At 37.3% G+C, this 12,884-nt stretch carries 9 protein-coding genes and 2 pseudogenes; 7 read left to right on the plus strand and 4 right to left on the minus strand.

What is annotated here, in order from left to right; genetic code table 11:
- The 3 genes and pseudogenes from FTU38_RS12645 to adeS all read left to right on the plus strand — a co-directional run.
- Positions 1-129: pseudogene (locus FTU38_RS12645) on the plus strand (IS1 family transposase); the annotation flags it as partial.
- A gap of 271 nt (positions 130-400) precedes the next feature.
- Positions 401-1,129 carry an efflux system response regulator transcription factor AdeR gene (gene adeR / locus FTU38_RS12650; protein WP_032073130.1) on the plus strand — a complete coding sequence of 243 codons (729 nt, stop codon included), beginning with the start codon at positions 401-403 and terminating at the stop codon, positions 1,127-1,129.
- Positions 1,119-2,225, plus strand: coding sequence for a two-component sensor histidine kinase AdeS (adeS, locus tag FTU38_RS12655; protein WP_032073131.1), 1,107 nt, complete (start codon positions 1,119-1,121; stop codon positions 2,223-2,225). The genes adeR and adeS overlap by 11 nt, the downstream gene beginning before the upstream one ends.
- 103 nt (positions 2,226-2,328) lie before the next feature.
- Here the strand turns inward: adeS and FTU38_RS12660 are convergent, their stop codons facing one another.
- From FTU38_RS12660 to FTU38_RS12670, 3 genes are all read right to left on the minus strand, one after another.
- On the minus strand, positions 2,329-3,843 hold the full coding sequence (locus FTU38_RS12660; protein ID WP_032073148.1) for an MFS transporter: 1,515 nt from the start codon (positions 3,841-3,843) through the stop codon (positions 2,329-2,331).
- A 113-nt stretch (positions 3,844-3,956) separates the two neighbouring features.
- Positions 3,957-7,061, minus strand: coding sequence for a multidrug efflux RND transporter permease subunit (locus tag FTU38_RS12665; RefSeq protein WP_270915313.1), 3,105 nt, complete (start codon positions 7,059-7,061; stop codon positions 3,957-3,959).
- Entirely contained in the window at positions 7,058-8,221 is a 1,164-nt protein-coding gene (locus tag FTU38_RS12670; protein ID WP_032073150.1) for an efflux RND transporter periplasmic adaptor subunit, read from the minus strand. Before FTU38_RS12670 ends, FTU38_RS12665 begins: the two co-directional genes overlap by 4 nt.
- A gap of 426 nt (positions 8,222-8,647) precedes the next feature.
- Between FTU38_RS12670 and FTU38_RS12675 the strand changes: the two genes are divergently transcribed.
- Positions 8,648-9,244, plus strand: a complete 597-nt coding sequence (locus FTU38_RS12675) for a LysE family transporter (RefSeq protein WP_180022882.1) — start codon at positions 8,648-8,650, stop codon at positions 9,242-9,244.
- A gap of 27 nt (positions 9,245-9,271) precedes the next feature.
- Here FTU38_RS12675 and FTU38_RS12680 read toward each other — a convergent pair.
- Positions 9,272-9,670 (minus strand): annotated as a pseudogene (locus tag FTU38_RS12680) (helix-turn-helix transcriptional regulator); the annotation flags it as partial.
- A gap of 64 nt (positions 9,671-9,734) precedes the next feature.
- On the opposite strand from FTU38_RS12680, the gene FTU38_RS12685 reads away from it, so the two are divergent.
- The 3 genes from FTU38_RS12685 (at position 9,735) to FTU38_RS12695 (ending at position 12,767) form a co-directional block, all read left to right on the plus strand.
- Complete coding sequence (locus FTU38_RS12685) at positions 9,735-10,439, plus strand: IS6-like element IS1008 family transposase (protein WP_043963410.1); 705 nt, start codon at positions 9,735-9,737, stop codon at positions 10,437-10,439.
- Between the two features lie 60 nt (positions 10,440-10,499).
- Entirely contained in the window at positions 10,500-11,345 is an 846-nt protein-coding gene (repM, locus tag FTU38_RS12690; protein WP_180049802.1) for a replication initiation protein RepM, read from the plus strand.
- A 1,083-nt stretch (positions 11,346-12,428) separates the two neighbouring features.
- Positions 12,429-12,767, plus strand: a complete 339-nt coding sequence (locus FTU38_RS12695) for a hypothetical protein (RefSeq protein WP_114237945.1) — start codon at positions 12,429-12,431, stop codon at positions 12,765-12,767.
- Positions 12,768-12,884: the final 117 nt, after the last annotated feature.

Here is a 12,884-nt window from a genome sequence, read left to right on the forward strand (position 1 = left end):
AAAGTTTTACGTACTTTAACTGAATCAACCTATGAAATTCAGCCTCAGCAAAGTCATTATGAATCTCTCGAAGTAGATGAGTTCTGGAATTTTGTTGGAAATAAAAAGAATAAACAATGGCTTATTTTTGTTCAAAAGTCATATTTTACCTCGGAGAAACCGGACATTTTTATTGGTGAGAATATAGACACTTTAAATGGGTTCTAACACTCTCTCGTTTCGTATAACAGCCATTATGTTAAATGAATGATAATTGACATTTTGTTCATTAATACTGATATGCAACGAATTTTATTATATGTCACCCCTCAATTACAAATATAAATGACTGCTCGTCTAATCATCTCCATTACACAATTAAATGTTAAAATGCATAGCTACTTCATCTAAGATAAAATATATGTATCCAAATCTACAGCACAGCTTCGAAAACAGCGTCATTCTCGTTGTAGAAGATGATTATGATATTGGTGACATTCTTGAAAAATACATAAAAAATGAAAACATGCAGGTCATCCGTGCATTGGATGGACAACAAGCTTTAGAGTGCCTAAAAGCCAACTCTATCGACCTGATTCTCCTTGATATTAAATTACCCAAACTAAATGGCTGGGAAATTCTACAAATCATCCGTCAAACAAGTCATTTACCTGTCATTATGCTGACTGCCTTAGATGATCAAGTGAATAAGATCATGGGGCTAAAAATGGGTGCTGATGACTTTATTATTAAGCCATTTAACCCAAACGAAGTGATTGCACGAATACAAGCCGTACTTAGACGAAGTACAAGCCAAAATATGGAAATAACTAATATTATTCGTTATAGAAATATTGAAATTAATCCAGATCATCATCAAGTTTACATTTCAAATGGTCAAAGAAATCAGTTGCTCAACCTTACGTTAACTGAGTATAAGATACTGTTTTTGATGGCAAAAACACCGAATAAAGTCTTTACACGTAATGAATTGATCCAAAACTGTATGCCTGAAAGTGATGCTTTAGATCGCACTGTAGATAGCCATATCAGCAAATTACGCAAAAAACTTGAAGAAAATGATGTAAATGGCTTATTAATCAATGTCCGTGGCGTGGGGTATCGCTTAGATCAAAATCATGAAATTTAACTTTTTTAAAAATTCTGTTGGAATTAACTTCCAGTTTATTATCATGATGAGCCTATTCAATTTAGGCATTACGCTGTTATCTTTCATGATTGGCTATTTTGTTTATAGCTGGGCGATAAAAATAGGTTTTCTAAATACACAAGTTATTAATTCAAATGAATTTTCAGTTACCTCCGTTGACTTTATCTGGCTGTTTTTAGTGCTATTAACAGGCTTTTTTCTTTCTACTATCCTCGCCTTTAAATATGGAAAACGCTATACACAGCCAATTAGTGATTTAGCAGATGTTATTCAACAAATTCAACAAGGCAATTTAGCACTCAGAATTAAACAGCCACATCATGATATTCCACATGAAATCAAGTCTCTTATTGAGAACTTCAATGAAATGGCAAACCAACTTGAAGTATCAGTTAAGAATTCAACTGTTTGGAATGCTGCAATTGCACATGAATTACGAACACCTGTGACAATATTACAAGGTCGCTTGCAAGGTATTGTCGATGGTATATTTATTGCCGATAAAGCTTTACACCTAAGCTTATTGAACCAAGTCGAAGGCTTATCTTACCTTGTGGAAGATTTACGGACACTGACACTTATTGAAAATAAACAATTACGATTAGAACTAGAAAAGACCAATTTAAAAAATAGTATTGAAAAATGTCTGCAGATGTTTAATGAACGGTTTCATGTTAAAGGTTTAACTATTGTTTTAAATTTGACGGATAAATTGGTTTGCGTTGATATAAGAAGGATGGAACAGGTCTTTATTGCATTGTTCTCTAACTTTCTAAGATATTCGAATGCTGGAAAAATAAATATTACATCTGTAACCACAGCAGAACATTGGGTATTGACGTTTGAAGATGAAGGTCCTGGTATTGATGAATCGCATCTTAAACACCTGTTCAAACCCTTCTATCGACTGGAAGACTCTAGATCATGTCTAGATGGCGGTACTGGATTAGGCTTGGCAGTGATTGATGCAATTATTGAAGCACACCAAGGTCATATTTATTATTCTAAATCCAAAAACTTAGGTGGCAGCTGTTTTACTATTCAACTAAATCGTAAGACATCAACTCATTTATAATGTGTTAAGTTCAGATTAATACGGCTTAATTTAAACCATAAATTTAAGATAAATTGATGTCTGAACTTAACCATTCTGTTTGATGATCCTCAAATAAATTTCATCACAATGAATTCTCATCTCGATATTTAGCTAGCATAAAAAATACCACAATGGAGAGTATCCCGATGATAATCCCTGCTGTTAATAATAAATTAACATGAGCTGAACTGAAGGCAATTTTACCTGCGTTAATCAATGCTGTACCTTGTTCAACGGGTAACTGGCTCGCCACTAAATAGGTATCACCAATCGAAAGTCTGGCTTTTTCTGCTAAAACAGCAGTTAAATCTGACGGCACTTGAAGATGACTGCCAAATATATAGGCCATGAAAACACCAAATAAAGTAATACCTAGTCCTGTACCCAGTTCATAACCTGTACTTTCAAGTGAACCTGCCGCACCGCCCTTTTCTGCAGGTACTGAGCCCATGATCGCAATGGATGAAGCTGTTAAACCAATACTCAGTGTTAATCCAATCGAAGCTAAAATAAAGGGAACGATGATTCCCGGATGATGAAAATCTGAATAACTCAAACTGACCAACGCAATTGCTGCCAATATTAATGACATGGTCGCAACCAGACGGAGTCCAAATTTATTGGATAAAAAACCAGCAATAGGCCCGCCAATAGCGGCCGCAACCATAATCGGAACCATAAAAAGACCGGCTTGCAGCGGTGTTAAACGAATGACATATTGCAGCTCCATTGCCAAAGTTAACTCAACCCCTGCCAAAGCGCCTGCAGCAACCATTGCCATAATAATGCCGGCTAAAATAGCAGGACGTGAAAATAGCGAAAGATCTAGCATCGGCTGAGGAGAATTCAGCTGTTTGCGTACAAATATGGTTAATAAGCCGATAGATAAAACGACCAAAGGCAAGACAATCAACAACGACTGTTTACCGCCTAAGCCTGCTTTTAGTGCATATACAAACGAAATCAAACCGACAATCAGCAATAGCGCTTGACCAAATGCCCAATGTCCAGGGGTTATAGCTTCTTTTCGGGACAATAAGAAATAGCACATTGGTGCGACAACCAGCATGATTGGGACGTTAATCAGGAAAACTGAACCCCACCAGAAATATTCTAACAATCCCCCACCAATGAGCGGTCCAATGGCGGCACCGGCTGATCCGATTGTGCCCCAAATACCCAGCGCAATGGCACGTTCGCGACTGTCTTCGAAGGTTCTGCGAATAATACCCAATACACAGGGCATAATCATGGCACCGCCTAATGCTAATAAAGCACGTGCGGCAATCAGCATAGAAGCCGTTTGGGAAAATGCCGCAAGGACTGAGGCAATTCCAAATATAACCAAGCCAATCAGCAGAATCTTACGATTGCCGACACGATCAGCCAAAGTTCCCATCGGAACTAAAAGTCCAGCCATAAGTAATGGATAAATATCAATAATCCATAAGACTTGGTTACTTGTGGCACTCAGCGATTGGGTTAATGAGGGAACCGCAACATGCAGTACAGTCATATCAATCACAATCGGCAGAAATGCAAGCACGACAGCGAGCAATATCCACCAGCGTTTCGGATCAAGATTGGTAGCTTTCATGATTAAACCTATATTGATGGTTTATTAAATCAATTCTGAAATAAAGATGTAAATGAAAGATTTGTTGTGGGCTAAACTCGTTAACCCACAGCTTTTATTCTCAGTTTTGATGCTTAATGTGCCGCTTTACGTTTCGAGAATTTCTCAACCATGCTCATGACGACAATAAAGAAAATCGGTACAAAAATAACAGCTAGAATTGTTGCGCTGATCATGCCGCCAAAGACGCCTGTACCAATCGCTTTTTGAGTTTCAGAACTAGCGCCACTGGCAATGACTAAAGGAATAACGCCACAGGTAAATGCCAAAGATGTCATTAGGATTGGACGTAAGCGCAATTTAGCGGCTGCAACGGTTGCCTCCACTAAACCCATTCCTTCTTCTCTTAGTGCTTTTGCAAACTCAACAATCAAAATAGCATTCTTTGCAGATAGACCAATAATCGTGATCATGCCGACCTTAAAGAAAATATCATTTGGCATACCACGTAACATTACTGCTAAAAAGGCGCCAATCAACCCTAGAGGGACAACTAGCATCACAGAGAATGGAATTGACCAGCTTTCATAAAGCGCTGCCAAGACAAGGAAAACGACTAACATCGACAACAGTAATAAAAACAAGGTTTGTGATTCCGACTGTTTTTCTTCTAGAGAAATCCCAGTCCACTCATAACCCACACCTTTCGGAAGTTGTTCAATCAAATTTTCCATCTCAGTCATGGCTTGTCCTGAAGATATACCTGCTGCTGGACTGCCAGAAATACTCAATGATGGACGACCGTTGTAACGATTGTATTGTTGTGGGGAATGTTGCCAAATTGGAGTAATTATTTCAGACATTGAAACCAATTTACCGCTTTGACTGTTCACCTTAATCTGAAGAATATCTTCAATACTCATGCGTGATTTGGCATCAAGTTGCACAATGACTTGCTGCATACGGTCATGATTTGGAAAATCATTGATATACATCGAACCCATTGAGGTTGAAATAATATCGGTCACATCACTGAAATTAACACCTAATGCCTGCAATTTATCTCTATCAATTTTAAGCTGTACAGAACTGCCATCTGGCAAACCTTCAGGATAGACCTCCGCCACGATTTTACTTTGTGCTGCTAATGCTAAAAGCTGATCTTGTGCTTCTCTTAAAGCAGGCATGCCAATATTGCCACGATCTAATAATCTCAGTGAAAAACCAGATGAGTTACCCAATTCATCAATTGCTGGTGGTAACACAGACATGGTTTGACCTTCTGAACTTTCAGCCATCGCTATATTGGCATTATTCACGACTTCTTGTGCCGTAATAGTACGCTCTTCGAATGGCAATAGATTGGTAAAATACATCGCTGTATTCTGACCAGATCCACTAAAACCAAAACCTAAGACCGCCATATTGTCTTTAATCCCCGTTTCTTGGTCTAAATAATTTTGAAACTCAGCAACGACTTTACGGGTACGTTCTTGAGTTGCATCCGCAGGAAGTTGAATCGAAGTCATAAACCACCCCTGATCTTCTTCTGGCATAAACGCAGTCGGAACGTGTTTAAAACTAAAAATCAGCACAATGACAATGCCTAAGAAACATAACATTGCGAGGGTTTTATGTTTAATTACTTTAAATAAACTGCGTTCATAGCGATTGTTCAGCTTCTCAAAACTGCGATCAAACGATGCAAAAACACCCTTTTTCTGATGGTCTTGATCAATCGGTTTTAACATCGTTGCACATAACGCAGGGGTTAATGTCAGTGCAAGGAAAGCTGAGAATAAAATTGAAACCGACATGGTAATGGTGAACTGACGATAGATAATCCCCACTGAGCCTGACGCCAATGCCATCGGCAAGAATACAGCGGCTAACACTAAGGTGATGCCAATAATCGGATTGGTAATTTCCTTCATGGCTTTAGATGTGGCTTCAACTGGAGATAAGCCTTCTGTCGCCATAATGCGTTCAACATTCTCAATGACCACAATCGCATCATCGACAATAATCCCGATCGCAAGCACCATACCGAACATGGTCAGCACATTAATCGAAAAACCAGCAAGCAGCATGACTGAGAATGTGCCAAGCAATGCAATCGGTGCAACAATCGCCGGAATTAAGGTGTATCGAACATTGTGTAAAAAGATAAACATGACAATAAAAACTAATGCCATAGCTTCAAGCAATGTCATGATTACTTTTTCAATCGAGATTTTTACAAAAGGTGCAGTGTCGTAAGGTATAGAGAATTTCATACCATCAGGCAGTGCTGAACCTAACTGTTCAATTTTCGCTTTAACACCTTCTGCAGTCTTGACAGCGTTGGCACCAGGACTCATTTGTATCGCCACAGCTGTAGAGGCTTTGCCATTTTCTAAAATCGCAAAGTTATACATCTGTGCCCCGATTTCGACACGAGCGACATCCGACAGTCGAACATTGGCGCCATTTTGTTGAGCACGTAAACTAATTTTCTTGAATTGCTCTACAGTTTCTAATTGACCTTGAGCAGTTAAAGGAATAGTAATTTGTTGCCCCGTCAAAGCAGGAACATCACCAATACGACCTGGTGATATCGGCAAGTTTTGGTTTTGGATGGCTGTATTCACATCTTGAATACTCAATCCATAAGAAACCAAACGATCTGGATCGACCCAAATCCGCATGGCTTTTTCAGCACCAAAATTTTGGACTTTACCAACACCGTCAACCCGCTTTAATTCTTCAATCACATAGCGAGTCATATAGTCACTGACATCAATTTCACTATATTTGCCATTCGGTGAACTTAAGCCCACCATCATTAAAAAACCAGACGACGCAGCATCGACCATCAGCCCTTGTTGTCGCACTGTTTGAGGTAAGCGTGACTCAATGGCTTTAATTTTGTTTTGCACATCAATTTGTGCAAGTTCTACATCTGTACCTGGTTTAAATGTTGCGGTGATTGTTGCTGTTCCAGAACTATCTGAACTTGAACTGTAATAAAGTAAGTTTTTGACACCTGACATTTCCCGCTCAATCAAGGTCACAACACTATCATTCAATGTTTTTGGCGTAGCACCTGGATAGATTGCCGTAATACTAATCTGTGGTGGCGCAACACTTGGGAATCGTGCAATAGGTAACTTGGGGATGCTTAGTACACCCAACAGAATAATAAATAAAGCAATCACCCATGCAAAAATAGGACGCCTAATGAAAAATTGGGACATTATTGCTGTCCTCCATTTTCCTTAATATTTGTAGGTTGCCACTGCTTAATTTTTAATTTTTGCTCAGGCTGTATACGATCAGCCCCTTCAACAATGACTTTCTCACCTGCTTGTAACCCTTGTTTGATCACATAGTTATTTTGATAACGTTGACCAAGCTGAACAGGCTTGCTTTGCGCTAAACCTTTTTGATTAACAATCGTAACATTGGCTTTACCACTAATATCATGTTGAATCGCTTGTTCTGGAACTAGGAGCGCATTTTCAACTTGAGCTCGGCTCATATTGACTCGAACATACATGCCTGGCAAAAGTTTTTGATTTTCATTATTGGCTAAAATACGGATTGTGACATCACCCGTATCAGGATCAACTTTAGTATCCGAAAATAGGATTTCACCTGTAACGTTATAAGGTTTACCCTGACTATTTAGGATTTCAACCGTATGTTTGGTATTTGACACGTCACCTTGCTGTAAAGCTTCCTGTAGTTTTTCATAATCACTAATTGATTGCTTTACATCAACATAGACTTTATTAATCTGTTGTATTACGGCCATTGCATTAGTATCACCTTGACCAACTAATGCACCCTCAGTCACTAAGATTTCACCAATCGTTCCCGAGATAGGGGCTGTAACAGTCGCATATTTAAGATTAAGTTGTTGTCTGCTTAACATGGCTTGCATTTGCGCCACATCGGCTTTTGCTTTTTGATAATCTGCTTCGGTATTGTTGTATTCCTGCTGACTAACCGCATTTACTTTTACTAATTCAGTGTAGCGTTTTAACAGCACCTGCAAACGTGTCACCTCAGCTTGTGCACGGTTTAAAGTGGCTTGATTGCTTTTTACATCTGCCTGAAATATTTCAGAATTCAATTTAAAAAGCGGTTGACCTGCTTGCACATAAGAGCCTTGCTTAAAAAGTACTTTATCAACAATTCCACCTACTTGCGGGCGAATTTCAGCAATACGGTAAGCGACAACACGGCCTGGAAGATTTTCAATTAAATTCATGGAATGCGGTAATACCGTGATGGTACTGACAACCGCTGGTGGCATTTCTGTTGGGGACTGTTCAGCATCTTTGGCTTGTGTACAGCCGATTAAAAGTACAGTTGTAATAAGTATTGAACCTATTAAATGATAATGTGTTGACATGCTTTTTCAGAGGGGGGGTTTTAGATACTACTATTTTGAAATAGCAGTGTTTATGAATTGCTGATGTTGTGTGGAGATTGTGTGGAGATTGTGTGGAGAGATTAAAAGATTTATTTTTTAATGACACGCTTAAACAGCGTGGCTTGTAAATTAGTATAAATAATTTTGTTGTTCTACAATTTTGATCGTATCTTAGTTTTTTCTCATAGTTCATGAACTTTAAAATTCTAAACCAAGACTAATATTTATATAAGCAATTGAAAATACAATACATAGTTTCTTTATACACTTATGAAGTGAACTTTAGGTGAACATAAGTTAAATAGAAATTTTTAATTAGTTCAGCACAAACGTACAATCTTTAAGGCCTATAACTCGATACCGTTCTCTCTTTGATGTTTATTGCTATCTAATTGAGTGAACTCTGTGGAAATATTTCTTTATACATTAAGCGTTATGTATAGCCCAGGCCCTGTAAATTTTATGGGGCTAAATTCTGGCCTTACAGGTCAATTAAAAAAGACTATAGGATTTTACCTAGGCATTGGTTTCGCCATGTTGATCTTATTCGTATTGTTTGGCTATATAGGTGAAGCTGTTATTCCACATGGATTGATTCATTATATTGCTTTAGCGGGTGCAATTTATACATTCTACTTGGCTATAAAAATGATTAGGGCGAATGTAGAAACAACTCAACAGCAAGAAAGCCATCTAACATTCTTAAATGGCTTATTTATTCAGTTATTAAATCCAAAAGCCATTCTCGTCATTCTACCTGTTACGACAATTATGTACCCTGCAGCCAAAATCACAGGAATCATGATCTTGATAGTTTCTTTACTGATTTCACTTGGTGCTGTTGGCGCACCATTCACCTATGCTCTGGTTGGAAAATTATTAGGCAACAAAATTGCTAATCCTATCTGGTTTAATCGGCTAAATAAGCTGATGGGTATACTCTTGATTTTATCAGGGCTTTTTATGTTCAAAGATTTTCTTAATGGAATAAATCTGCTGTAGGACAAATTAGCCGTTCAAATCGAACGGCTATCTTTTAATATTTATCATTTTCCATTGAGTGGGAGTTAAACCAAATGTTTTTATAAAATGTCTGGTCATATGACTCTGATCAAAAAAGCCTGCATTTAAAGCAGCATTAACAATAGACTCCCCTTGAGCAAGGTAGAACTTAACTGTTTCTAAGCGACGCATGATCATATAACGGTGTGGGCTAGTTCCAAATAATAATCGGAAATCACGAGAAAGGCTCCAGCGGTCACGATCAGCATGTTTCTCTAAATCTGACAAACTTAAGTTTTCATGTGGATACGCCAAAATACACTCACGCGCTCTCTCTGCTGCCTTGTAGTCAAATTTTTTGTTTTGGTTAGATGAAGTATCTGAAATTTCACACAGTGTAGTTGCCAAATCAAATAGAGCATCTTCCGGCACTGTTGCAAATAGGCTGACATGATAAGCTAAATATCTTATTTATTTCGAGATACAGCAGATGAATCCCTTCCACGGTCGGCACTTTCAAGGTGAAATCATTCTTTGGGCTGTTCGTTGGTATTGTAAATATGGCATCAGCTATCGTGAACTTCAAGAAATGCTCGCTGAACGAGGCATAAATGTGGATCACAGTACAATTTATCGTTGGGTTCAGCGTTATGCTCCAGAAATGGAAAAACGGTTACGCTGGTATTGGCGTAACCCTACAGATTTACATTCATGGCATATGGATGAGACTTATATCAAAGTGAAGGGGCGATGGACTTACCTGTATCGTGCAGTTGATCAACGTGGTCATACGATTGACTTTTACCTTTCCGCTAGACGGAACAGTAAATCAGCCTATTGTTTTTTAGGAAAGATCTTCAATACGGTGAAAAAATGGCAAATTCCACGGGTCATCAATACAGATAAAGCAGCGACCTATGGCCATGCTTTATCACGGTTAAAGCGAGAAGGAAAATGTCCAGTAGATATTGAGCACAGGCAGATTAAGTATAAAAATAATGTCATTGAATGTGATCATGGTAAGTTAAAGCGAATCATCAGGGCCACATTAGGATTCAAATCTATGAAGACTGCTTATGCCACAATTAAAGGTATTGAAGTCATGCGTGCACTACGTAAAGGACAAGCATCGTCATTTTATTATGGTCAGCCTCAGGGTGAAGTGTGTCTAATCAACAGGGTTTTCGGTCTCTAAGCACTTTTTAAAGGGAACATCATCGACTCAAATCTCTATTTGCAACAGTGCCCTCGTAAGTTGGGCGATAATATTGAAAGTGTATTGAACAAGACTTTAACTATTCATGCCCAATCTTATATGCAACAGTTTGACGTGGCTAAACATACGGCTTATGAAGCCCTAAAGCGTGGAGTCAATGGTTTATTTGAAGCGGAATTTAATTACACCCAGTTTGTTGAGGGTAGTCAAAAAATTGAGTTTGTCCGCAGTCGCTTTGTGCAAAAGATTAGTTACGTTAATGATTTAGGATTGGTAAGATTAGTATTCGCCAATGACGTTGTACCATTAATTGTAGGATTGGAAAAAAAATTTACCAAATACGAGATAGAGCAAATTAAAGGCTTACAGAGCCGATATGCTATTCGCCTGTATGAGTTTTTGATTAAATGGCGGTCTGTGGGCAAAACCAATGAAATCTCGTTAGATGAGTTAAGAAATCATTTTGGGTTATTGAGTGATGAATATGTGCGTATGCACCATTTCAAAGCAAGAGTTTTAGATTTGGCTATTAGTCAAATTAACGAACACACGGATATTATTGCTGAATATGAGCAACACAAGCAAGGTCGCACTATTACAGGATTTACCTTTAAATTTAAACAAAGAACCAAGCCCAAAACGGTAAAAGCTGAAAAGACAGAGCGTGATCCACATACAGTAGATATGTTTATAACCATGACCGATAATCAACGCTTTGCCTTCGCTAAAAAAATATCTCAATTACATGAGGCATCGTATTTGGCACAAGGGCAAGCAGGTCGAAGTTACGATGTGTTTGCTGAACAAATTGCTGAAGCATTATTAGATAGTGAAAAGCAGAAAGTATATTTACCCTTCTTATCGAAATTAGGGTTTAAATTTTAAGATTTTTATTCGCTGTTTACAGGTTGTGGTAGAAGTAGTCCTTGATATCAAAAACAAAAATTATTTTAAGGGAATAAAGGCTTCTGACTATCACCAAATGATAAGTTATCTGAGTTCTATTCAGTGAAAAACTGCTATATTAGGGGTCAGCACAGAAAACGGAAATTATAGGGCGGTAAGTACATTTATTTACTTCTATGTAGTTGTTATTTAAGAACTTCGTTAAAAATCTTTCAATTAAATTGCATGTTGCCAATCTCTAGCAGACAGGCAAAGCATAAAAATATAAATCTTTGATTTTAATAAATTAATTAGTCGACAAAATTCCTTGTCGTACTATTTTCTCCAAATTCTGGGGTAACCCCTATCAAATCAAAAACTCGATGATATGCGTCATTTAGTTGATCAAATACCTTCTTACGGCAGTCAATCTATACCTAAAATAAACGATCCTAGTTGGGAGGGGTTATTAGATGATCGGAGAATATCTTGGAATATGAACGACATCACCATAATAGAAAGGCTAGTACTTATTTATTATACTTTTAGTATGAAGGTTCTTAGTGTTTTCAATCAAGAATTTGCAGAGAGAGGAGTTTCTTTTTCATACTCTGATTAGTATGCCTATGGCAAACCAATTTCACTGCTTCGGTACCCTAGTGAGGACTAGAACCTTAGGCTGTAGGCTAATGATATTGGTATATTGAGTTATTTAGGTAGTCGCGGTGTACTTCATGGTGTATAGAAAGTTAGTTTTTCGAGCTAATAAAGCCATTTTGACAAAATTTAAGAAGTATTTTAGAAAACTAGATAGTTACACAGAATTTAGGGTAGTCTCAAAATGAAAGTTATAACTAATGGTTCTTTAACATCTTCTAATTCCTTTGGTGAAAAATAAGATTCCATTTTATGCTTAACTCTCAACTTTTTTTCGCTAAATCATTTATTTTACGAAGGTTAGACTTTCAATATTAAACTTACAATTCTTGTAATACAGCCATTCCAATAGGCTTAAGAAGTTGAGAGTGGCATTTCTTGCATAGAATTATTTTGTATTAAATAAAATAACTAAAGGTTTGGCTCGTGAAGATCTCAATAAGAAAACTGTATGTAATTAGCTTAAGTGCATTAATTACTGTGGCTTGTTCCAGTCAAAGTGAATCAGAAGGGATGCTAATTATAAATAACAAAACCTCCGAAGATATAACTAAGGTTAATTTAACTTATAAAACCACTAATAAATCAGAAAATATAGGTAATTTATCTCCTAATCAATCATTTAAGTATCCTATAAAATATTCTGACACCGAAGACTCTATAGTAATTACATATACTGATAGTAATAATACAGTGCATAAGGATGTAGCTGTTCCTTATTTCGGTAAATATGATAAGAAAAATTATAGTTATAATATCAAGTAGTTTAAGTATTATTAATATTTAGAGTGTACGGCATTGACGGTATAGGTTAAATTGACACTACAAGACAGCACTTTAACCAATTTCAACAGCAACATCCCCAAATATATTTAATATAAA

This window comes from Acinetobacter sp. YH12098 (assembly GCF_013419235.1).
GTDB lineage: Bacteria > Pseudomonadota > Gammaproteobacteria > Pseudomonadales > Moraxellaceae > Acinetobacter > Acinetobacter amyesii.